At 60.2% G+C, this 24,514-nt stretch carries 14 protein-coding genes and 2 pseudogenes (1 of these 16 cut by a window edge); 15 read left to right on the forward strand and 1 reads right to left on the reverse strand.

What is annotated here, in order from left to right; translation table 11 throughout:
• Positions 1-102: 102 nt before the first annotated feature.
• The 15 genes and pseudogenes from CMG77_RS15320 (at position 103) to CMG77_RS15390 (ending at position 24,151) form a co-directional block, all read left to right on the forward strand.
• Complete coding sequence (locus CMG77_RS15320; protein WP_286905090.1) at positions 103-1,347, forward strand: family 20 glycosylhydrolase; 1,245 nt, start codon at positions 103-105, stop codon at positions 1,345-1,347.
• A gap of 141 nt (positions 1,348-1,488) precedes the next feature.
• Positions 1,489-4,569 (forward strand): TonB-dependent receptor, encoded by a 3,081-nt coding sequence (locus CMG77_RS15325; protein ID WP_024461761.1) that lies wholly within the window; start codon positions 1,489-1,491, stop codon positions 4,567-4,569.
• Positions 4,570-4,754: 185 nt separating this feature from the next.
• Entirely contained in the window at positions 4,755-5,519 is a 765-nt protein-coding gene (locus tag CMG77_RS15330; protein WP_286876437.1) for a DeoR/GlpR family DNA-binding transcription regulator, read from the forward strand.
• A 189-nt stretch (positions 5,520-5,708) separates the two neighbouring features.
• Entirely contained in the window at positions 5,709-7,538 is a 1,830-nt protein-coding gene (gene glmS / locus CMG77_RS15335; protein ID WP_286905079.1) for a glutamine--fructose-6-phosphate transaminase (isomerizing), read from the forward strand.
• Between the two features lie 94 nt (positions 7,539-7,632).
• Positions 7,633-8,640 carry a GNAT family N-acetyltransferase gene (locus CMG77_RS15340; protein ID WP_286905080.1) on the forward strand — a complete coding sequence of 336 codons (1,008 nt, stop codon included), beginning with the start codon at positions 7,633-7,635 and terminating at the stop codon, positions 8,638-8,640.
• Positions 8,641-8,732: 92 nt separating this feature from the next.
• The gene (locus CMG77_RS15345) at positions 8,733-10,022 is read left to right on the forward strand and encodes an aq_1923 C-terminal domain (protein ID WP_286806699.1); all 1,290 of its coding nucleotides are present in this window, start codon (positions 8,733-8,735) and stop codon (positions 10,020-10,022) included.
• A gap of 142 nt (positions 10,023-10,164) precedes the next feature.
• Positions 10,165-11,214, forward strand: a pseudogene (locus CMG77_RS15350) (metal-dependent hydrolase).
• A 1-nt stretch (position 11,215) separates the two neighbouring features.
• Positions 11,216-11,983 (forward strand): TlyA family RNA methyltransferase, encoded by a 768-nt coding sequence (locus CMG77_RS15355; RefSeq protein WP_286905081.1) that lies wholly within the window; start codon positions 11,216-11,218, stop codon positions 11,981-11,983.
• A gap of 383 nt (positions 11,984-12,366) precedes the next feature.
• Positions 12,367-15,642: a HEAT repeat domain-containing protein gene (locus tag CMG77_RS15360; RefSeq protein ID WP_502691966.1), complete on the forward strand. Its 3,276-nt coding sequence runs from the start codon at positions 12,367-12,369 to the stop codon at positions 15,640-15,642.
• Positions 15,643-15,762: 120 nt separating this feature from the next.
• Positions 15,763-16,137, forward strand: a complete 375-nt coding sequence (locus CMG77_RS15365) for a response regulator (protein ID WP_286905083.1) — start codon at positions 15,763-15,765, stop codon at positions 16,135-16,137.
• A gap of 687 nt (positions 16,138-16,824) precedes the next feature.
• The gene (locus CMG77_RS15370; protein WP_502691968.1) at positions 16,825-17,748 is read left to right on the forward strand and encodes a sensor domain-containing diguanylate cyclase; all 924 of its coding nucleotides are present in this window, start codon (positions 16,825-16,827) and stop codon (positions 17,746-17,748) included.
• A gap of 59 nt (positions 17,749-17,807) precedes the next feature.
• Positions 17,808-19,118: a DASH family cryptochrome gene (locus CMG77_RS15375; RefSeq protein WP_286806705.1), complete on the forward strand. Its 1,311-nt coding sequence runs from the start codon at positions 17,808-17,810 to the stop codon at positions 19,116-19,118.
• A complete protein-coding gene (locus CMG77_RS15380) occupies positions 19,115-20,569 on the forward strand; it encodes a cryptochrome/deoxyribodipyrimidine photo-lyase family protein (protein WP_286806706.1) in 1,455 nt (484 codons plus the stop codon). The genes CMG77_RS15375 and CMG77_RS15380 overlap by 4 nt, the downstream gene beginning before the upstream one ends.
• Before the next feature lie 148 nt (positions 20,570-20,717).
• Positions 20,718-22,916, forward strand: coding sequence for a DNA helicase II (uvrD, locus tag CMG77_RS15385; protein WP_286905084.1), 2,199 nt, complete (start codon positions 20,718-20,720; stop codon positions 22,914-22,916).
• A 47-nt stretch (positions 22,917-22,963) separates the two neighbouring features.
• A complete protein-coding gene (locus CMG77_RS15390) occupies positions 22,964-24,151 on the forward strand; it encodes a TRAP transporter substrate-binding protein (RefSeq protein WP_286905086.1) in 1,188 nt (395 codons plus the stop codon).
• Between the two features lie 78 nt (positions 24,152-24,229).
• On the opposite strand, the pseudogene CMG77_RS15395 reads toward CMG77_RS15390, so the two are convergent.
• A pseudogene (locus CMG77_RS15395) lies at positions 24,230-24,514 on the reverse strand (YceI family protein) (it continues 297 nt past the right edge of the window).

Consider the following 24,514-nt stretch of genomic DNA (forward strand, 5'->3'; position numbering starts at 1 on the left):
CAGCAGCAATTGCAGCAAACCGCCGCCACTTAAACCGGCGACAGCTCAACCGGCCAGGATAATTGACGCGGACCGGACAAAGTAATTGACGTTAGACAGCACATTGAAGTTATCCCCGAAATCGATATGCCCGGTCATGCCCGGGCAGCCATCAAGTCCATGGACGCCCGTTACCGCCGTTTGATGGCTGCGGAACAACCGGAGGCCGCCCGTCAGTACCTGCTGTCTCATCCCGAGGACACCTCGGATTACATGACCGTACAGAACTACACCGACAACTCCATCGATGTCTGCCTGGAGTCCACCTATGCCTTTGTGGACAAGGTGATGTACGAGCTGCAGCAGATGTACCGGGATGCCGGACTCAAGCTGAACATCTTCCATATGGGGGGCGATGAAGTGGGCAAAGGCTCCTGGACTGGCTCCCCCGCCTGCCGGGATCTGATTGCCGAACGGGAAGGTGTTGCCGGTGTTGCAGATCTGAAGCCCTACTTTGTCAGCCGCGTTGCCGCGCTGGCCAAGCAGCGGGGCCTGGCCCTCGCGGGCTGGGAAGACGGCTTGATGTACGACGCGAACAATCCGTTCAACCGGGGTCAGTTTGACAACGACCGGGTCATCGCCAACGCCTGGGACAACATCTGGGAATGGGGCGTGGCCGACCGGGCCTATCGTTTGGCAAACGCCGGTTATGAGGTGGTGTTGTCTCACGGTACCCATCTCTACTTTGACCACCCCTATGAGGCCCACCCAAAAGAGCGCGGTTACTACTGGGCCACCCGGTACACCGATACCCGCAAAGTGTTCGGCTACATGCCCGAACACCTCTATGCCAACGCCGACACTACCCGCAATGGCGCGCCCATCGACAACCTCGAGGCGCTAGTGGGGCGCGCCCTGCCGCCCCTGAAACAACCGGACAACATCCTCGGCATTCAGGGCCAGGTCTGGACCGAAACCATCCGTACCCCGGAGCAGCTCGAGCGCATGGTCTACCCCCGCCTGCTCGCCTTGGCCGAGCGCGCTTGGCACAGAGCCGAATGGGAAGGGGGCTCTTCCAGTGCCGAGGCTCGCGCACGGGAATTTGCGGTGTTCGCCCGAACCCTGGCGGAACGCGAATTACCGCGCCTCGCCGAAGCCGGTGTCCAGGCGTATCTGGCCCCTCCGGGTGCCCGGTGGGAAAACGGCCAATTGCAGGTGAACACCGCCCTGCCCGGCCTGCCGGTCGAAGTCAGCACCAATGGCCTGGACTGGCAAGCCTTCCAGTCGTCGGTATCGGCCGAACAGGCACCGGTGATGTTGCGCACCCGTCTGGACAACAACGTCAGTCGTTCGACCCGCCTGGATTGACCGGCGGGTGGTACCGGAACAACTTTCTACAAAAAAGTGTTTGACAACGTTGTCCCATCGGGCGTAAAAAGAGCATAAGCTAGAAAACAGTAGTACCAACAACGTCCATCAAAACAACATAAGATCCGTTAGGAGGTCGTCATGGAAACTCGCAGCAAAGCATTCAATAAACCCAGGGGTTTCAGAAAAACCCTGCTCGCATCCAGCATTTCATCACTGCTGATCGCACCCGCATTGGTGCAGGCGCAGGATGAGCCCATGCTGGAAGAAATTGTGGTCACCGGCGTGTACGCCTCCCAGCTCAACGCGGTGAACACCAAACGCGATGCGGCCTCGGTCGTCGATGCCATTTCCGCCGAAGACATCGGCAAGCTGCCGGATGTCACCATCGCCGACTCCCTCCAGCGGATTCCCGGTATTCAGGTAGAGCGCACCGCCGGTGAAGGTGGTCCAGTCCAGATTCGCGGCCTGGCCAATGTCGCCACCTCGCTCAACGGCGAAACCTTTCTGAGTGCCACCACCATCGATTCCTCCGGCGCCGACTTTGGTGACTTGCCCTCCCAGCTGTTCTCCGGCGCCGATGTCTACAAATCCCCGCTTGCGACCCTGAGCACCCTGGGTATTTCCGGCACTGTGGATCTGAAAACCCGCCGCCCGTTTGATCTGGATAACGGTTGGACTTTCTCTGGTTCTGCAGAGGTCGACCAGGGCTCGATCAGCGAGGAGACCGATCCCACGGTTAGTGGTTTGGTTGGTTGGACAAATGACAACGTTGGCTTTCTGGTCAGTGCGGTAACCACCGAGAAGAACTTGTCCAGTAACTTCAACGGCTGGAATGACACCTCCGAAAACGGCGGGAACCTGGGTTGGCACAACAACAACCATACCTACTGGGGAATTGGTCCGGCCACCCCCTACGATTTTTATTACACCGTGCCTCATGGTGTGACCGCATTCAATAAAGCGGAAGAGCGTCATCGGGACGGCCTGAACCTGTCTTTCCAGGCGGAACTTGCGGATGGTGTAGAGCTGGTCGTTGATCATTTCTACAGCAAGCAGGAACGTTGGAACCGGCGCGCCGGCTTTAACCACAATAGCCGCTGGCAGGGTTTCAACCACTATGCGCTACCGGTGGAGGAAGGTCTTACCGAGGATCGCTTCGAGTACGAAGGCAATAGCTGGGCCACTACCACCATGTACGATCTGAATCCCTACCGGATGCAGTCGTTCACCCAGACCAACTACAACCTGGAAGAGTCCAACAACAGCAGCGCCGAGTTGAACTTTGACATGGGTGGTGCTCTCACCGGTCAGGTTCGACTGACCCGCGCCAGTGCCGATGCTCAGATGCGTCATGGCTATATCGAGGGCGATCTGCTCAGCATTGATCAGGGAAGCCTGGTGACCGGCCCCGGCGGCCTGCGCCCGGCGGGAGATTGCACGGGTGACAACGCCATTCCCGGCGAGCCGGTGGGTGAAGACGGTGGCTGCTTTATCCAATTCTCACCCAATGGTATTGAAACCAACGATTTCCAGATCCGCTACGATGCGTCCGGAGAACACCCGGCGTTTAGTGGCTTCGATCAAACAGTCGACGGTGGTCTGGGCGAGCAGTCGGTAGCGGATTATATGGCCGACATCAGTGCCTACCACGTCGGTGCCGGCTCGTCCGAGGGTAATACCGACGACGAAGCCACAATGAACACCTTCAGCACTCGCTGGAACTATGCCTTTGATGACCAGCCTTTTGGTATTACCAGTGTTGATGTCGGTCTGCGCCAAAGTGAGCGCTTTGTGGATCACGAAGTTTTCTCCTACTTCGCGGAATTCGAAGACACCGGCTGTCAGGCGCAATGGAAAGCGGTAGACCAGTTCGCGGGCACCGCGGAGTGTGATCCCGATCTGCAACAAGGTGAGTTCCTGGTCGATGAAAATGGTGATCCGGTTCTCGACGAAAACGGTGATCAGGAATATGCGCCATACACACTGATTCCACCGATGACCCTGGATCAGAATGCCGATGTGGTCTGGATCGACGATTTCGGACCCGTGTCCGGCATTCCCGGAGTCTGGGCTGTGGATCCGCGCGAGCTTGACGATACGCTGGCCTTCCAGGAGCGCGTCTTCGGTGAACAGATCAAGTACGAACAGCCGGGGGAAACTTACAGCGTCGGCTTAAATGAGTTCAGCTACTTCACCCAAGTCAACTTCAACTACGACGATTTTGTCACCGGTAATCTCGGGGTCAAAGTCATCGAAACCGACCTGACCGTGGTTCAGAATGAAGTGGGCGCTCAAGTGCCGCACTCCGGCGTGTCCTATGATACCGGTGATGTCGTGACCCGCCGGAGCTACACAGACGTCTTGCCAAGCCTGAACGTCGCCATCAACGCGACCGATGACGTGATTGTTCGTCTCGGCTACGGTGAAACCATGCAGCCATTGAACCTGATGGACTGGGGTGGTGCCAAGCGTGTGGGCCGCACCTTCAATGACGACTGTCAGTGCATGCGCGTTGTGGATGGCAGTCTGAACGGTAACCCGGAGCTCGATCCCACTCGCGCCAAAAACTATGACTTGAGCGCGGAATGGTATTTGGGTGATGCCTCAATGGTGAGTGCCGCCATGTACCGGATCGAAATCGACAGCTTTGTCCAGACCGATACCATCATGTTGGACGAACCGGATAGCGATGGCATTAACCGCGGTCCCTGGCCTTTCTCAGCTTTGGTTCAAGGTACCGGTGGCGAGGTGAATGGTTTCGAGCTGGCCGCGAAAGTTGCTTTTGGCGACCTGACCGACGGTTTCCTGTCCGATTTCGGCTTTGATGTGAACTACACATTGTCCGAAAGCTCGCAGGACGCCACCGGCCTGGCGGGCAAAGAGCTGCCCTTCCCGAACAACTCGGAAGATACCTACAATATCGTTGGTTGGTATGAGAACGACCGGTTGTCGGCCCGTCTGGCATACAACTTCCGCTCGCCCCGTCTGATCGCCATTGGTGGCGCTGCCACGCTGGCTGAACAGGCCCTGTACCAGGATGACTATGGCCAACTCGATCTGAACGTCACCTACGACATCACTGATCAGTGGTCCGTGTACCTAAACGGAGCCAACATCAATGAAGAGTATCAGGACACCTACCTCGAATTTGAAGATCAGAAAGTGTTCCAGAACATCTATGAGGCCCGCTGGGCTCTGGGTGCCCGTTTCACCTACTAAGTTGGTCATCATCTGACTCAGCAGGGCAAGGAGGCCCAATCGTTGCGCCACCGGGGTCGACCTCGGTGGCTTTTTATTGATGTTTTCTCTTCTCTCTACCCCCTCCTACCTGCGAAAAACCTTGCATTACCCTTTCGATCCACTAGAATATCTTTCAAATCGAAACTTGTCGTCTGAAGTGGATCATGAACAAACGCAACACCCAGCAGCGCCGCCGCGCCATTATCGACATGCTCACCCAGGCGGGTGAGGTGAGTGTCGAGCACTTGGCCCAGCATTTCGGTACCTCCGAGGTGACGGTCCGCAAGGATCTGGCGGCCCTGGAGGACAACGGCCTGCTGCTGCGCCGCTACGGCGGCGCCGTGCCCCTGCCCCAGGAAATGATCGTCGACCCGGGTACCGAAAAAGTTTCGGAACGAAAGCAATCCATGGCCAAGGCCGCAGCGGACCTGATTCTGGACCACAATCGCATCATCATCGACAGCGGCACCACCACCGCCGCCCTGTTGCCGGAGTTGTCCCACAAGCAGGGGCTGGTGGTGATGACCAACTCTCTGAACATCGCCAACGCCCTGCGTGAGCTGGAAAACGAACCCACCCTGCTGATGACCGGCGGTACCTGGGACCCACAATCCGAAGGCTTTCAGGGGCAGCTGGCCGAGCAGGTGCTGCGCTCCTACAACTTTGACCAGCTGTTTATCGGCGCCGATGGCCTGGACCTGGAACGCGGGACCACCACTTTTAATGAGCTGTACAGCCTGAGCCAGGTAATGGCCGAGGTGGCACGCGAAGTCATCGTGATGGCGGAATCGGACAAATTGGGCCGGAAGATCCACAACCTTGAATTGCCCTGGGAGCGGATTGCCTATCTGGTGACGGATTCGGGTTTTCCTGATGAGGCAAAACAACGTTTGGAGACCTTGGGAGTCGATGTTATTCGGGCTTCCTGAAGCCAACAAAGGAAAGTTTTAAGAATTGAAATACGTGACAGGAGTTGGGTAACCCCTTCACGGACCGTCGCCGGCGGGATTCCGGCGTCGAGCCTACAGGGATGTATTTACGGCGTGTCCGTGAAGGGGTTACCCAACTCCTACCCCAATACTTAGTTAAGAACGTTTCATTCTCAAAGGAGAAAGATTATGTGTGGCATCGTAGGCGCCGTAGCGCAGCGGGATGTGGTGGATATATTGGTCGAAGGCCTTCGGCGCCTCGAGTATCGGGGCTATGACTCCGCCGGTGTGGCTGTGGTCAACAACGGTGAACTCAAACGCCTGCGCCGCCTGGGCAAAGTCAAAGAACTCGCCGACGCCGTCGCCGCCAGCCCCACCCCGGGCGGCACCGGTATTGCCCACACCCGCTGGGCCACCCACGGTGAGCCGAGCGAGCGCAACGCCCACCCACACGTCTCCAACGACCAGCTGGCCGTCGTGCACAACGGCATCATCGAAAACCACACTGCCCTGAAAAAAGAACTCGAAGCGGCGGGTTACCAATTTGAATCCCAGACCGACACCGAGGTCATTGCCCACCTGGTTCACAAAACCCGTCTGGAGACCGGCGATCTGCTGAGCGCGGTGCAGAAGGCGGTGAAACAGCTCGACGGCGCCTACGGCACCGTACTGATGGACTCCAACGACGCCGAGCGTCTCGTCGTTGCCCGCTCCGGAAGCCCACTGGTGATCGGCCTGGGCATTGGGGAAAACTTTATCGCCTCGGACCAACTCGCTTTGCTGCCGGTGACCCGCCGGTTTATCTTTCTGGAAGAAGGCGACGTGGCGGAAATCACCCGCACCAGCGTGCGCATCTTTGATAAAGACGGCAATGCCGTCGAGCGCGAAGAGCATGAGTCCACCGTCAGCTACGACGCCGGGGACAAGGGCAAATACCGTCACTTCATGCTCAAGGAAATTTACGAGCAGCCCCACGCGGTCACCAACACCCTCGAAGGCCGTCTGGGCAAAGAGAGTGTGCTGGACGAAACTTTCGGCAACGGGGCCGCCGAGCTGCTGAAGAAAGTGAAGCACGTCCAGATCGTCGCCTGTGGCACCAGCTACCACTCCGCCATGGTCGCCCGCTACTGGCTGGAATCGCTCGCGAATGTGTCCTGCAATGTGGAAATCGCCAGTGAATTCCGCTACCGCAAATCCGTGGTCCAGCCCGACAGCCTGGTGGTCACCATCAGCCAGTCCGGCGAAACCGCCGACACCCTCGCCGCTCTGCGCCTGGCCAAGGAGCTGGGTTATCTCGGCAGTCTGACCATCTGCAACGTGGCGGGCTCCTCCCTGGTGCGCGAATCCGACCTGGCCTTTATGACCCGCGCCGGGGCGGAAATCGGTGTGGCCTCCACCAAAGCCTTCACCACCCAACTGGTGGGCCTGGCGATGCTGGTGTTGGCACTGGGCAAATACAATGGCCTGAGTACCGAACAGCAGGCCGACATGGTTCAGGCCCTGAAAGGTCTGCCGGCCAAGCTCGAAGAGTCACTGTCGCTCGCCGAGCGCATTGAAGATCTGGCCGAAGAGTTTGCCGATAAACACCACGCCCTGTTCCTCGGTCGGGGCGATCAGTACCCGATTGCGATGGAAGGTGCGCTCAAGCTCAAAGAAATTTCCTATATCCACGCCGAGGCCTACGCCGCGGGCGAACTCAAGCACGGCCCCCTGGCGCTGATCGATGCCCAGATGCCCATCATCGTGGTTGCGCCGAACAATGAGCTGTTGGAGAAGCTCAAATCCAACGTGGAAGAAGTCCGCGCCCGCGGGGGCATCCTCTATGTGTTCGCCGATGTGGAAGCCAACTTCGCCTCGGACGAGACCATGCGGGTCATCAACGTCCCCCACTGCCACCCCTGGCTGGCGCCCATTCTCTACACCCTGCCCCTGCAATTGCTCAGCTACTACGTGGCCATCATCAAGGGCACCGACGTGGATCAGCCGCGCAACCTGGCGAAGAGTGTGACGGTCGAGTAACCTGTCGTCTTTGTAGATTCTGAGGCGATCCGAGCCATCGAGTACCAACTTGGTGGATCGGATCGCCAACAATAACGCAGAGGAAGACAGCAGGATGATCACAATACGAAGGGCCACCTACGATGATGTGCCGGCACTGCATGCGCTGGCTGAGCGGTTTCTGCTCGAGAATCTGAAAGACCCCGAAAATACCGGTTTTCTGATTTCCAACTTTTCCCTCGATGTTTACAAGGCGTATGTGGACAGCGCCGAGTACTTCTGGGTGGCCGAGGAGGACGGCAAGCTGGGTGGATTTCTGCTCGCTTATAAAAGTGAATCGATCAAGCCCGAAGAGGTGATCAATTCCTGCCTGCGCTATTCCGTGATCCAGCCATTTACCCTGATCAAGCAGATCTGCAGTAGCGGTGAGGTGCGCGGCGCGGCGTCGGCGCTGTACCAGAAGCTCTTTGACGAGATGGATACCGAGCTGGCGCTGGCGGCGGTTGTGAACGAGCCGCTGAACACCAAGTCGATTGAATACCATCGCAAACTGGGCTTCGGCCATTTGTGGGATCTGCACCCCCCGGCCGACTACGATGGCGTGACCCGCACCCGGTCCATCTGGTTCTATTCCAAAACCGGCACCCGACCTCAGACTCGTATGGCGCAGGTGGACCGCTCTGAACTGGTGCAGCATNTGATCGAAAAAGAACAGGGAACGGTCAACCTCTACATGCATGAGGACAACCTGAACTGGACCAAGTTGGGTATGTTGGTCACCTTTATGACGGCGCTGCTCACGGCCTTTGGTTTCCTGCTGGAGCGGGATCCAACCACCACCAATAATTGGATTGTCAGTGTCCTGGTGGTGTTCGGGTTTGTGGTGAACATCATGTTCTATCTGAAGTTGAAGTCAGGGCTCGCGTTNCTGAATCATCACAANAAGAACCTGCGCCGCTTTGATGACGCCTTGGCCGGGNTGTTGCCATCCATCCCCTCGTACCTCGATCGTAAAACCGGCAAGCAGTCCGTTACTGTGCGTGTCATGGTTGTCTTGCCGGTGTTCAGNCTGGGACTCTGGGCGGTGTGCGCCGGGTTACTGCTGCACCGGTACTTTTTATGATCGNGCAGTGACGGGTGTCTCAACACAANGGCGCGGGCTCGATTAGAGTACAGGGTNTGTTTACTGANTANGTGNNATACGCAGGGAATATTATGAAGCGAATACTCATAGCCATACTGCTGCTCGTCGCGATCGCGGCGCTTGGTGGTCACTATTATTACGAGCGGCAGGTGGAGCAGCGGGTGGACAGTGCCGCTCGCCTGTTGGGGCAGATGGGCGGCAATCTGGACTATCGCGAGGTGGTCATTGGTCTGTCGGGTGATATTCGGGTCGAGGACATTCTGCTCCGGGTACCCGGTATGCCCAGCGCCGTCAGCATCGATCGGGCTTCGCTGCATACCGGTGGGCTGATGGGGGTCCATCGCCTGGCCATGGATGCTCGCGAGCAGTTATTACCCACCCGCCTGGGTGTGTCGTTTGATGGCATCCGTATCCCCCTGTCCAGTGTGACCGAATCCGGTAATCTGGGGGTCACGGATTCCTTCGCCGCCGCCGGTTGTGGTGATCGGACGGCCTTCAGCGCACTGGACATTGTGAAGATGGGCTACTCCGAATTCGTGATGGATACCCGGGTGGATTATCGCCTGGTGGGTGATGGCGAGCTCTTGAACCTGACCGTCGACACCCTGATGCGGGAGATGAACAACACCCGAGTCGAGATGGACTTTTCCCTTGGCGCGCCGTCACGTCATGCGCCGGCTGTTGCGATGGCCATGGCCAATGCCCAATTGCTGAGCGTAGTGATTGATTATCAGGATAAAGGCTATGCCCAGCGTGTGTCGGCGTTCTGCACTGAACAGACCGGTCTGGATAGGGAGGCGTTTCTCGCTCAGCACCTGAGTGCCTGGCAGGATGTCTGGCACCAATTTGGATTGACTGCCGGGCCGACCCTGGTTGATGGTTATCGGGAATTTTTGTCCAACCCGGATCAGTTCCGGGTGCAGATCAAACCCAGCGGCAGCCTGCACGCTGACGACCTCAGTGGCATGTCAACGGAGCTGATGCTCTATTACCTGCCCATGCAGCTATCGGTCAATCAGGGCCCAATGAAGCGCCTGGACCTGTCGGCCATGGACGAGGCCGAAGCCCAAGCCTGGCGGGAAGCGCGCCGGGAGAGGACCGTTGATTCGGATAGTGAAGCGGAGCAGTCTGGTGATACCGGGCAAGCGCAAGACGACGAAGGTCGGATCACCATGGAGGCGCTGCGCAACGCGAAAGATGCAACGGTGGAACTCCGACTCGCCAACGGGCGCACACTGGAGGGGGTGGTGCATTCGGTCGGGGAAGACCGGTTGCAGTTACAGCGTTTTCAGAACGGGGGTTATGTCATTCAGCCGGTTGATTATGCGGACATTGTTGAGGCTTATCTTCTGGGGGACTGAGTCCGGCTCATTCTCCTCAAGTGCCTGACTAATTGGCGTCGCTTTTGGCTTCTCTGGCGTAACATTCGGTGGTTCAGTCGCGTAAAATAGCGCGGCTTGTATCGGCCGCAGGCCGCCCGATCTGAGAGGCACGCAGACCAAGATGGATTCACTGACACAAATGACCCTCGGCTCCGCCGTCGGTGTCGCGGTAATGGGCCGGCGGGTGCCGGTCTGGCGCTCGGCACTGGTGGGCGCGTTTTTCGGCACCCTGCCGGACCTGGATTCGTTTGTGGACTACGGCGATCCGATCCGCAATGTCACCTATCACCGCGGCGCCAGCCACTCACTGTTCTATCTGTCGCTGCTCTCTCCGTTGTTTGCCTGGTTGATCACCCGCTGGATGCCCTCCGGAGGCTTCCGACGGTGGTGGGCCGCGCTGTGGCTGATTCTGATTACCCATGTGCTGCTCGACACCATGACGGTGTACGGGACCCAGATCGGTCAGCCATTTACCGACTACCCGTTCGGGGTGGCCAGCCTGTTTATCATCGACCCCCTGTACACGCTGCCACTGCTGGTCGGGCTGCTATTGGCGCTGGGCGGTCGGCACCGGGCGAACCACTGGGGACTGGCGCTGACCACGGGCTATCTGCTCTGGAGTATGGCGGCCCAGAGTTGGGTAGAAACCCGAGTCGAGCGCGAGTTGGCGGACCGGGACTGGCCGGTCGAGCGGGTCCTGGTGACCCCCAGTGCATTCAACACACTGCTCTGGCGGGTGTTGGTCATGACGCCGGATAACTATTACGAGGGCTTCTATGCCCTGGCCGATGGCGACCGTGCCANNGNGNNCNATCGCTTCGAGCGCGACCGGGCGTTGTATGNATCCCTANAGNANGATTGGGGNGTGCAGCGAATCGCCTGGTTCAGTAANGGNTTTTTCAANGTCAGCGNGCGGGANGGAGTGGCGCGGATTACCGACCTGCGCATGGGGCANGAGCCCTTTTACAGCTTCAACTTTGTGGTGGCCGAGCGGGNGGATGGNCANTGGCAACCGGTTCCGCCGCAACTGCAGATGGAGCGCCCGGATATCGGNGCCGGCCTGCGCTGGATCGTTCGCCGAGCCCAGGGGCAACCCCTGTCGCCGCCCCGNGTGAAGNCANGNGNTGGTGAGTCTTCACTTACCCAAGAACCTCCCAGCGAANGGCAATAATGTGGAACGANTGGATAAAGCTCTGGTAAGCCGTGGCCTGGCGGATACCCGCAGTCAGGCCCAGAGAATGATCGAGGCCGGGCGGGTTCGCTGTCAGGCGAGCGGCGATTGGCAGGTACTGAACAAGGCCAGCGCCAAAGTGTCGGAAGATCAGGCTCTGGACGTCGAGCCGGGGGATGAAGATCAGTTCGCCTCCCGCGGTGGCTTGAAGTTGCGTGGCGCGCTGGCGCAGTCGGGCCTGAATCCCGAGGGCTGGNTGGCNCTGGATGTGGGCCAGTCCACNGGCGGATTTACNGATTGTCTGTTNCAGGCCGGCGCCGCCCGGGTGGTCGGAGTGGATGTCGGNCGGGANCAGCTGGTNCCCGCNCTGAGANCNCACCCCAAGGTGGTGTNTTTTGAAGGCATCAATGCCCGGGANCTGCCCAGAGACACCCTGTTGGCGGAGGCGCCAGAGGGCTTTGATCTGATTGNGATGGACGTGTCNTTNATNTCCCAGACGCTGATTNTGCCCGGGTTGCCGGCGCTGCTCAAACCNGGCGGGCACCTGCTCAGCCTGGTCAAGCCGCAATTTGAAGTGGGCAAGGCGGGCATCGGTAAAGGCGGAATTGTCCGNGACGATCGTCTCTATGCNGAGGTNGAGCAGCGAATTCGCGCCCAGTGCGACACCCTGGGNCTGACGGTCAATGCCTGGTTTGCGAGCCCGATCAAGGGNGGTGATGGTAATCGGGAGTTCTTTATATCGGCGACAAAAACGNNCGGGGAGTTTTAAACATAAACATTTTTTAGCNGATAAGACGTATAAATCTTCNCNGCNCTCCCCTATACTCCCTCGTGGTCTNTACCACCCTAAGTAAGCGCGGCTTCTGAGCAGGCTCTCCCAACCGGTCGCCCAAGCTGCATGAATCATCCAAAACCATAAAGATGTGTGAGAAGGCAATGAAACAACGAGACCCCGTTTTCGGTCGCCCGCTGGTTGCGGCGTCCCTCTCCGTGTTGCTGGTGGCCTGCGCGCCGGATGACAACACCTCCTCCCCGACCCCGGAACAACGTCAGGCNCCCGCNCAGTCTGAAGCGGTGGCTCCGCTCAGCGATACCGATGCGGCNGTGATTGCCNTGAGTGATACCGAAGCNGATTCCGCCCGCGANCGGGTGATGCGNCAGGTGAACCTTGAGCCGATTGACGGCCTGAGCGTGGATCTCTGGGCGTCGGAGAAACTGCTGGCCGACCCGGTGGCGATCAGTGTGGACTANCAGGGCCGGGTGTGGGCCGCGGTGACCAACCGCAGCAACAACTCCGAGTTTGATATCCGCCGCTACCCGGACTGGGAACACTCTTCCATGACCTGGACCAGCGTCGAGGATCGGCGGGCGTTTCTGAAANAAGAGCTGGCCCCGGNAAACAGNGAGCAGAATGCCTGGCTGGACGACCGCAACAACGACGGNTCCCGGGANTGGCGNGANCTGGCGGTGGTCAAAGANGANGTCATTCTNCTGCAGGACACCAGNGGTGANGGCCGGGCCAANGAAAGCCGGCGCTTCCTGAAGGACTTCCACAGCGAAGTGACCGATGTGCTGGGCGGCATCTACTATCACAACGAACTGGATGAACTGTTCNTGGGNGTTGCCCCGAACGCCTGGCGGGTCAAAGACACCGATGGCGACCTGAGAGCCGATACCAAGCAGGCCATTTCCGATGGTTTNGCCGTGCACGTGGGGTTCAGTGGCCACGGCATGTCCGGCGTNACNCTGGGGCCGGATGGCCGGATTTACTACGGAATCGGCGACATTGGCGCCAATATCACCGACGTTGACGGCAACGAGTACGCCNANCCNAATCNGGGNGTGATNGTCCGCAGTGANCCCGANGGNAGCAANTTTGAAGTGTTTGCCCNNGGCGTGCGCAATACCCACGAGTTNACGTTCGATAAATACGGCAACCTGATCACCGTCGATAACGATGGCGACCATGAGGGTGAATACGAGCGGGTGGTNTACCTGATTGACGGCTCCGACACCGGCTGGCGCACCAACTGGCAACTGGGGAAATACAAGGACCCGAAAAACAACACCTACAAGGTGTGGATGGACGAGGACTACTTCAAACCCCGCTTTGAAGACCAGTCCGCCCACATTCTGCCTCCCATCGCCCCCTATCACGCCGGCCCCACCGGCATGGTGTACAACCCGGGCACGGCGTTGAGCGAGCGCTGGAACAACCATTTCTTCGTGGTGGAGTTTGTCGGCTCGGCGGCCCGCTCCGGTATCAACGCGTTTACCCTGGAACCCAAAGGTGCATCGTTCGAACTGGCTTCAGACCAGAACATCTTCCGCGGCGTNCAGGCCACCGGCCTGGACTTTGGTCCGGANGGNTCNCTGTTCATGAGCGACTGGATCGAAGGNTGGGGCATCAACGGCAAGGGCCGNATCTGGAAAATGGATGTNACCGAAGGNGTNGANCAGGCTCAGCGGGACNATACCCAGGCGCTTCTGGAGGCGAACTTCGCTGAACNNGANGCGAANGAGCTNGTAGAGCACCTGAGTCACCCTGATATGCGNGTGCGTCAGCGCGCCCAATTGGCNCTCGCGGCCCGTGACGATCAGGCCAGNCTGCTGGAGGTCGCGCAGAACAGCGATCATCAATTGGCCCGTATNCACGCCCTNTGGGGCATTGGCCAGCTNACCCGNCAGGACNCGAGCCGNGCNGCCGTGCTGCTNCCGTTGCTGAGNGATNCCGATCCCGAAATTCGTGCCCAGGTGGCNAANGTGTTGGGCGATGTGGCCTTTGCCGANGCCCGNCCGGACCTNTTGCCCCTACTGACCGATGACAGTGCCCGGGTGCAGTTCTTCGCCGCCCAGGCGCTCGGTCGCATCGGTAACCCGCAGGATCAGTCGGCGGTGATCGCCATGCTGGAAACGAACGACGATGAAGATGTCTACCTTCGTCAGGCCGGGGCGATTGCCCTGGCTCGCATGGGCGATGCCGAGACGCTGGGCAACCTGGAGACTCACGCCTCCGAAGCGGTGCGCATTGCCGCCGTGGTGGCGCTGAAACGCCTGCAGAGCCCGGAACTGGCCCGCTTCCTGGATGATGCCAGTGAATTTGTGGTGACCAACGCCGCCCGCGGCATCAGCGACGATCATTACGTGGATGCCGCGCTGCCGGCCCTGGCCGAGCTGCTGGCAACCACGGAATTTACCAATGAGCCTCTGCTGCGCCGCCTGATCAACGCCAACCTCTATGTGGGTGGCGACGCTTCGGTGGAGCGCCTGCTGGGCTTCGCCCAACGCGACGACATCGACGGTGTCCTGCGCGCCGAGGCCCTTCACACCCTGTCGGTCTGGCCGGAGAGCTCGGCCTTTGATCGGGTGACGGGCCGTCATCGCGGNGTGGTATCCCACCCGAGCGAGCAGGCCAGCGAACCCTTGATGGCCCTGTCGGCCGAGTTGCTGCAGGATCGCAGCCCGGANGTTCGTGCGGCCACGGCCAGNGCNCTGGCGATGCTCNNCATCGAAGGTGCNAGCGACGCCCTGGCGGCNACCCTGAAAGANGACGCCAGCCCGATGGTTCGGGCCGCNGCTCTGGANGCGCTGTTCACGCTGGACTACCCGGANATGGGCCAGGCGGCCCTGACCGCCACCAACGACGCCGATACCGANGTGCGNATGGCCGCGCTGGCCCTGCTGCCCAAGCTCGACCTGCCGACAGAGGAGGTGGTTGAGCTGCATCGGGTGCTGCTGAATAACGGCTCCCTGCCTGAACAGCAGGCNGCCTACCGCTCCCTGGCGAATGTCGATCACGCCAGTGCCCACGCGTTGCTTGNCGAATCCCTGGCGGCCCTGCGCTCCGGTGAGCTGCCTGCCGCGGTGCAACTGGATGTGATCGAGGCGGCCCAGGCCACCGGTAACGAGACCCTGATCGCCGAGCTGGAGGCCTACGAGGCGAGCAAGAACCGCAATAAGCCCCTCGAGGTGTACCGGGAAGCCCTGGAGGGNGGCGATCCGAATGCGGGGATGAACCTGTTCCGCTACAGCAACAGTGCCCAGTGTATCCGCTGTCATATGGTCGGCCACCGCGGCGCTCGGGTGGGTCCCGAGCTCACCGCTATCGGNGACCAGCTNAGCCGTCGCCAGTTGCTNGAGGCGCTGGTGGACCCGGGCGCCCGGGTNCCCGCCGGNCACGGNCGNGTGTCGGTNACGCTGGACAATGGTCAGACGGTCAGCGGTTTCTTTGAGGCCGAGAGNCAGGACAGTATGACCATTGTCGATGGCGANGANCGCATTGAGGTGGCCAAGGCCGAGGTGGTGTCCACCGAGTACTCCGGNTCGGGCATGCCGCCCATGGGGCAACTGCTCAATCGCAGCCAGTTGCGTGATATCGTCGCCTACCTGGTGACCCTGCCCACCGAAGAGGAAGCNGAGGGGCACTGACCCNGAGGCNTTTTTGNCGGAGGCGCCCTCNGCTCGCCTCCGNCANNGGCACCCCTGTGGTGCCTCTCTTNAACTGATATACTCNGGTCATAGGTCTTTTTTAACGACAANAAGGTCCCTATGACCACCCCGCTNCTGATTTGCGATGACTCCCTGGTCGCTCGCAAGCAAATGCTCCGCGCCCTGCCTCCCGACTGGGATGTACTGGTCAGCTTTGCCTGNGATGGCGAGGAGTGTCTGCGCTACCTNGAGGCCGATCGNGGNCANATNCTGTTTCTCGATCTGAACATGCCGGTGCTGGACGGNTACGCCGTGCTACGGGAAATTCGGGCCCGGGATTGGCCGACGCTGGTGATCGTCGTCTCGGGGGATATNCAGCCGGAGGCGGAACAGCGNGTGCGGGATCTCGGNGCCGTNCAGATGATCCGCAAGCCNNTGGACCCGGCGCAACTGCCAGTCGGTTCTGGTGGAGTTCGGGCTCTACGATCCCTCTGANGATCGCCGCTTGGCGGTGCACCCGGAAAGCCCNGACCGCAGTACCACCTGGCACGATGTGTTGCAGGAACAGGCCAATATCGCCATGGGCCAGGCCGGTGACTTGCTGGCCCGCTTGCTGGGGGTGTTTGTGGAGCTGTCGGTGCCGAAAGTCANCATGCTNGCGGCCAGTGAGCTCAATATGGCGCTGACCGCTGGCAGCAGCTACCACAAGTGGTCTGGCGTCAGTCAGGGNTTCGTGGGCGGAGGCCTGGGCGGGGAAGCGCTGCTCTTGTTCAGTGATAGCAGCGTGGAGGACATGAGTGCCCTGCTCGGTTATCAGGACGACAACGCGTCCCACAAAGAGCTCGAAGTCCTGATGGACCTGTCCGGCATTCTGGCGGGCGCCTTCCTGAAAGGCCTGGGGGAGCAGTTGCACCTGTCGCCGAGAATCACGCCGCCGGTGGTGCTNGGCACCCACGTCACCATGGACGATCTGCTGCACCACAANAGCCACCTCTGGGAGCAGATGCTGAGCATCGAAGTGTCCTTTGCGGTGGAAAACCACAATATTCTGGGCAATCTGTTGCTACTGTTTACCGAGGATTCGATTCCCCGGCTGCAGGAAACNCTGGANTACCTGCGNCCCGANCCGGAGGGCGCNTCGTGAACCGTACCGAGTTTACCCTGAGCGATGTGCACTGGCTGATGGATCTGTTGCAGACCATCGAGGTGGGAATCGTGGTNCTCGACGGCGACAACCGGGTGCGTTCCTGGAACGGCTTTATGGAAAACCACAGCGGCATCCGCGCCGACGAGGCCCAGGGCGCGGATCTGTTTCAGCTGTTTCCGGACCTGCCCCGGGAGTGGCTGGAGCGCAAGCTGCACACCGTCCGCCTGCTGAACACCCGAACCTTCAGCGTCTGGGAGCAGCGACCCTACCTGTTCCGGTTCCGCAATCGCCGCCCGATTACCGGCACCGAAGCCTACATGTTCCAGAACATCACCTTCTTCCCGCTGACCGATCAGCGCGGCGCGGTCGAAGGGGTCTGTCTGCTGGTGTATGACGTGACCGATATGGCGAGCAGCCGACGCCAACTTGAAAAAAGCAACGCCCAGCTCAAGCGGCTGAGCCAGACCGACGGGCTCACCGGGCTGCTCAATCGCAGCACCTGGGAGTCGTTCCTGCAGACCGAATTCGAGCGGCACTTTCGCTACGGTTCCGAAGCGGCTCTGGTCATGTTGGACATTGATCATTTCAAACCGATCAATGATACCTATGGCCACATGGTGGGGGATGAGGTGATCCGTCAGGTCACCAGTCTGATCAAGTTCAATCTGCGCCAACCCGATATCGCCGGTCGCTACGGTGGGGAGGAGTTTGCCATCATCCTTCCGGAAACCGATCTGGAAGGTGCCGAGTGCTTTGCGGAGCGGATTCGCTCGGTGATCGAGCAGCAACCGCTCAAATGCCTCGATCAGACCATCGAAGTTACCGCCAGTCTGGGCATAGCGCCCTGGAGCCTGGCCTACCAGGATGCCGAGCAGTGGCTCGGGGCAGCGGATCAGGCGCTCTACGCCGCCAAGCGTCAGGGCCGCAATCAGGTTGTGGTTGCACCCCCTACCGAATGATCTGACCCCGACCGGCGCCCGTAACCTGCCCTTCAGGGTAAACGTCCGGAGGGGGTGCCGTGCGGCGAGTAGGTTTGTACTGGTTCGGAGATGATTTGCGGGTATCGGATCAGCCGGGGCTGGCTCGTGCCGCAGCGGAAGTGGATCAGTTGATCTGCCTGTATGTGGTGGACTCTGCCTGGTTCCGGCCCGGTTCTCTGGCACTGACCCGGCCACTGGGCATTCACCGGGAGCGGTTCTTACTGGAAGCGCTTCGCGCCCTGGACACCAGTCTGCGTAGCCTGGGCCAGCATCTAAACGTCATCTGGGCGCGACCGCTGGACATCGTACCGGCATTGATTTCCCGCTACAGCATTACCCACCTCTACCGCAGCGACCACCCCGGCTATTACGAGCGGCGTGACTGGCAGTGGCTGCGCGACCACTACCCGCAACTGAGCTTCGTGGACATTCAGAATCAGACCCTGTTCAACGCCGAGCAACTGGGTTTTCACCTGACGGAGCTGCCAACCACCTTTTCGCAGTTTCGCCGACGCGTCGAACAGTGCCCGATTCCCGAAGCCCGGGGCTTTTTGTCAGCCCTGCCGCCGAGCCCGGCCGAAGGCCGCAAGATACCGGTTCCGCCCGAGCGCAACGGCTGTCGCTTTCGCGGTGGGGAAGATGCCGCCCGCATGCACCGGATTCGCTATTTCGACAGCGATGCGCCAGCCCACTACAAACACACCCGCAATGCGCTGGACGACTGGGCTTCCTCCACCAAGTTCTCGCCCTGGCTGGCGCGAGGCTGCCAGTCGCCGCGACAGGTCCATAGCGCGCTGGTGAACTACGAGCGGCACTACGGGGCGAATGAATCCACCGAGTGGATCCGGTTCGAACTGCTGTGGCGGGAATACTTTCAGTGGATGGCCCGAGCCTATGGTGCGGATCTCTATCGGTTTGGCGGCCGGCCGAGGCGCTCGCTCAATACCAGCTTTTATCCCGAGCGGTTTCGCAAATGGTGTGAGGGCGCCACGCCCTACCCGCTGGTGAATGCCGCCATGAACCAGTTGAACCGCACCGGCTATCTGTCCAATCGGGCCCGACAGATTGTCGCCAGTGCCCTGGTCAACGAGCAGCAGGTGGACTGGCGCTACGGCGCCGCCTGGTTTGAACTGCAGTTGATTGATTACGAGGTCGGCAGCAACTGGGGCAATTGGCAGTACATTGCCGGCGTGGGCGCCGACCCCCGCGGCGGTCGGCACTTCAATCTGGCGAAACAGGCCGCCCAGTTCGACCCCGACGGTGAATACGTGCGCCGATGGGGCGACAACCGCGAGCTGACCCCGCTCGATTCGGTGGATGCTGCCGACTGGCCCATTGCCCGTTCGTGACTGAGCTTGAACCCATCAATCTGGTCTGGCTGAAGCGCGACCTGCGCCTGACCGATCACGCCCCTCTGGCCGACGCGGCGACCCGACCCGAGCCCCTGTCGCTGATCTACTGTTTTGAGCCGGAATTGCTCGATGACCCTCACTACGACGAGCGTCACTGGCGGTTTATCTGGCAATCGCTGGATGATCTCGATCGGGTGCTGGCGCCCCTGGGCGGCAAAGTTCACCGGCTCTGGGGGTCGGTCACCGCGCTGTTGGAAGAGATCGATCGCAGCCGACCGGTGGCGGGCCTGTTCAGCCACCAGGAGACCGGCCTGGCGGTGACCTTTGAGCGGGACAAAGCGGTCGCGGATTGGTGTCGGACGCGGGGCGTCCCCTGGCATGAATCACCCACCGGCGCCGTTCAGCGCGGTTTGCCCGATCGTCGCCGGTGGGACCGCGACTGGTATCGGACCCTGGGCGCCGCGCCGCAGGATCCCGAGCTGGAACGCATCCGGTGGGTCGTTTTGCCGGAGGATCTGGGCTCAGGTACTGCGCCCGAGTCGTGGTGCCGGGAGAATCCGGCCTTTCAGCGCGGCGGCATTCGGACCGCCCGCCAGACCCTGGCGAGTTTTCTAGAGCATCGGGGGCGGGATTACCGTCGGGCGATTTCCAGCCCCTCCGCCAGCCGTGAACACTGCTCTCGGCTCTCGCCCTACCTCGCCTGGGGGAATCTCAGCCTGCGCCAGGTATATCAGGCCACGCTGGAGCGCCGGCAGGCGCCGGGATGGCGCTACCCCCTGACCGCGTTCAGCTCCCGGTTGCACTGGCACTGCCACTTTATCCAGAAGTTCGAAAGTGAGTGCGCCATGGAGCACCGGCCGGTCAACCGGGCCTACGAGGCCTTCCCCTACCGCACCGATGACCGGGTCGAAGACGACCTTCAGGCCTGGCGTGAGGGCCAAACGGGCATCCCGCTGGTGGACGCCTGCATGCGCTGCCTGCACCAGACCGGCTACATCAACTTCCGGATGCGGGCCATGCTGGTCAGCGTGTTGTGCCACCACCTGAACATTGATTGGCGTCGGGGTGTGACGCATCTCGCGCGCCTGTTTCTCGATTTTGAGCCGGGTATCCACTACCCCCAGTTTCAGATGCAGGCCGGGGTGACCGGCGTCAACACCATCCGCATCTATAACCCGGTGCGCCAGGCGGAGCAGCAGGATGCGGACGGCACTTTCACTCGCCAGTGGCTGCCGGAGTTGGCCGAGTTGCCGGTGCCGTTGCTCCATCAGCCCTGGGCGCTGGCGCCGATGGAGCGGATGATGTTTGATCTCGCCTACCCCGAACCCATTGTCGACCTGACCGAGGCCGCCCGTGCCGCGCGGGAGCGTTTGTGGGGCTGGCGCAACCGGGTCGAGGTGAAGCGTGAAGGTCAGCGTGTATTGGGGCGTCACGTGCGGCCGTCCTGAGGCGCATCGCCTTGACGATCCTGATATGAGCCTGTACGTTTATCCAGATTCGAGGCGCTTCCGGCCTGAAAAGGGACACAAAAACCGGTACACTGTCGCGCTCGTTTAACGCCATCAAAACCCCCAGTCACCAACCAGCGACCTGCCCATGGATGTATCCGCCCTGCTTAACGATCTGAACGACGCCCAGCGCGAGGCCGTTTCCGCCCCCGCCCATAACCAGTTGATTCTGGCCGGTGCGGGCAGCGGCAAGACCCGGGTGCTGGTGCATCGGATCGCCTGGCTGATTCAGGTCGAGCAGGTATCGCCCTACTCCATCATGGCGGTCACCTTTACCAACAAGGCCGCGCGGGAAATGCGCGCCCGCCTGGAAACGCTGCTGTCCGATACCGGCCAGCCGGTGAATACCCGCAGCATGTGGGTGGGTACCTTCCACGGGCTGGCGCATCGGTTGCTCAAGGCGCANTGGCAGGATGCCGGGCTGCCCCAGAATTTCCAGATTCTCGACAGCGACGATCAACTGCGCCTGATCAAGCGGGTGTATCAGCGCCTGGANCTGGATGAGTCCAAGTGGCCGTTCCGTCAGGCCCAGTGGTTNATCAATGGNCAGAAAGACGAAGGCCTACGCCCCCAGCACATCCCGGANAACGGCGATCCGTNTATNCGCACCATGCTGATGATCTANCGTGCCTACGAGGAGGACTGCCANCGCAGNGGCNTGGTGGACTTTGCCGAACTGTTGCTGCGCGCTCACGAGCTGTGGTTGCACAAGCCCCACATCCTGGANCATTACCAGCGCCGNTTTCCGTTTGTNCTGGTGGACGAATTNCAGGACACCAACAGCATTCAGTACGCCTGGCTGCGGGTNCTCGCCGGNAAGACGGCCAAGGTCACCGCCGTGGGCGACGATGANCAGTCCATTTANGGCTGGCGCGGNGCGCGCATTGAAAACATTCAGCGNTTTACCGATGACTTCCCGGGCACCCAGACCATCCGCCTGGAACAGAACTACCGCTCCACCGGNACCATCCTGAAGGCNGCCAATGCGGTGATTGCCAACAACTTCGGTCGCCTGGGCAAACAGCTGTGGACCGANGGNGATGATGGCGAGCCGATNGCNCTNTACGCNGCGTTCAACGAACAGGANGAAGCNCGGTTTATCGTCGAGCGCATCGAAGACTGGGTCAAGCAGGGCAACAGNTACTCCAGCTCNGCCATTCTNTATCGCTCCAACGCCCAGTCCCGGGTGTTGGAAGAAGCGCTGTTGCGCGAGGGCATTGCNTATCGCATCTATGGCGGCCAACGCTTCTACGANCGCCTGGAAATCAAAAACGCCCTGGCCTATATGCGCCTGATCGCCAACCCCGATGACGATGCGGGTTTCGAGCGGGTGATCAATACGCCCACCCGGGGCATCGGTGGCAAAACCCTGGATGCGATCCGCGAGTGCGCCCGNGANCAGAACCTGTCCCTGTGGCANGCCTCGGCGCAGATCATTGCCAACAACGCCCTGCCCGCNCGGGCGGCGAATGCGCTCAAAGGCTTTATGCAACTGATCGACTCGCTCGCCGATCACAGTACGGAANANCCCCTGGNNGANATCGCCCAGCTGGTNCTGGATGAAACCGGGCTGCTGGAATTTCATNGCAAGGAAAAAGGCGAAAAAGGTCANGCCCGGGAGGAAAACCTGCAGGANCTGGTCAACGCCTGCCGGGTGTTNGATGCCGCCGAGGAAGACGAGCTNTCGGTGTTGCAGCAGTTTCTGGACACCGCCGCGCTGGATGCCGGCGAAACCCAGGCGGACGAGTTTGAAGACGCGGTCCAGTTGATGACCCTGCACTCGGCCAAGGGTCTGGAGTTTCCACTGGTGTTTCTTGCCGGGGTGGAAGAGAATCTGTTNCCGCACAAAATGTCCATGGAGGANCCGGACCGGCTCGAGGAAGAGCGGCGCCTGTGCTACGTGGGNATCACCCGCGCCATGGAGAAGCTGTACATCAGCTATGCCGAAACCCGGCGGCTGTACGGCGCGGAAACCTTCAACGCCCTGTCCCGNTTNGTGCGGGAAATTCCGGCGGANCTGATTCAGGAAGTGCGCCTGAAAACCACCGTTACCCGNCCCATGGGTTATGGTAAAGGCGATTACGGCCGGGCCAATAACGTCAGCCTGACCGATTCCGGTGAAGACACCGGATTCCACCTGGGCCANCGGGTCAGCCACGGCGTATTCGGCGAAGGTGTTATNCTCCACTTTGAAGGCCAGGGCGCCCACGCCCGGGTACAGGTCAATTTCGACGATGAAGGCAGCAAGTGGTTGGTGCTGCAATACGCGAAACTGGTTCCNATGTAGGGCAGGCAGNTCCTGCCGAAAGAAAAACATAACAGCGCACAGTGACTATGAACGCAACCTCCAAAAACACAACCTCCAAACCCCGNTGGTCCCCTCTGATCATTCTGCTACTGGTCGCCCTGGTGGCGGCCCTGTTTTCCCTGTTGGTCATGGAAAAGGCCACCGACAANGTGGCGGTCATGGTCGATGGTGAGGTGCAGGANCANCGTGTGTACCAGTGGCGCATGGTCACCACCTGGCCNAAGGATTTTCCCGGCCTGGGCACNACCGCGCAGGAATTTGCNAATATGGTGGAGGCCATGAGTGGCGGCCGTTTGCAGATCCGCGTGTACGGNGCCGGGGAAATCGTGCCCGCCATGGGCGTGTTNGATGCGGTGTCNGATGGCAGTGCGGAAATGGGCCACGGCGGCAGCTACTANTGGCGTGGCAAAGCNCCCGCCGCACANTTTTTTACCACCATTCCNTTTGGCATGAACGCNCAGGAAATGAACGCCTGGTTGCACCACGGCGGCGGCCTGGAATTGTGGCGNGANGTCTACGCGCCCTTCAANATCATTCCCTTTCCNGGCGGCAACACCGGNATTCAGATGGCCGGCTGGTTCAACAAAGAGATTAACAGCATTGAGGACCTGCGCGGGCTGAAAATGCGTATTNCGGGTCTGGCGGGGGATGTGTTCAATCGCGCCGGTGGCAGTTCAGTGAATATCCCCGGCGGCGAACTCTATACCTCATTGCAGACGGGGGTGATCGACGCNGCCGAATGGGTGGGNCCGTCCAACGATCAGGCCTTCGGGTTTGATCAGATCGCTCGGTATTACTACTACCCGGGTTGGCAGGAGCCGGGTTCGACGCTGGAGCTGTTGGTCAACAAGCCCGCNTTCGAGGCATTGCCGGANGACCTTCAGGCCATTGTCACCCACGCGGCCCGCGCCGCGAANCAGGANATGCTGGATCAATACACCGCGCGAAATCCNCGCGCGCTGAACGATATGGTGGCGAAAGAGGGNACAGAGCTGCGGCGCNTACCGGANGATGTGATTCAACGCCTATATGATATCTCCAGGGANCTCTTCGAACNGCAGGCCGAGGAAGATCCGCTGTTTCNAAAAGTGTGGGANTCCTATCGGACCTTTTTGGCGGACGTGACCGACTATCACAAAATAACGGAACACACCTATTACGACATTCGCGAGCAGGTAAAAGCGGACGGGGNCGGGNCCGACGGGGAAGAATAATCANCGTATTGGCGCAGGCATAAAAAAACAGCGGGGCACAAAGGCCCCGCTGTTTTTTTGGTCAAGNCAAAATCAGGTTTACTGACGAATGCCTTCGATGTGCAGTTCCATGTGGACCACGCGCGATGCCGGGCCCAGATCATAGTCGATGCCAAAGTCTTTCAGGGTCAGCTCNACNTCNCCCTCNAANCCAACGCGGTAGCCGCCCCAGGGNTCTTCACCCTCGCCGACCTTTTCCACTTCGATGGTGATTTCNNNGGTGACNCCNTGCAGGGTCANNTCNCCNACGACATCNAACTCTTCGCCANNNTCNTCGANATNTTCAATGCGCTTGCTGACAAANTTGGCTTCNCCNNNNTTNTC

Origin of the sequence: Marinimicrobium sp. (genome assembly GCF_002695945.1) — a bacterium.
GTDB lineage: Bacteria > Pseudomonadota > Gammaproteobacteria > Pseudomonadales > Cellvibrionaceae > Marinimicrobium > Marinimicrobium koreense.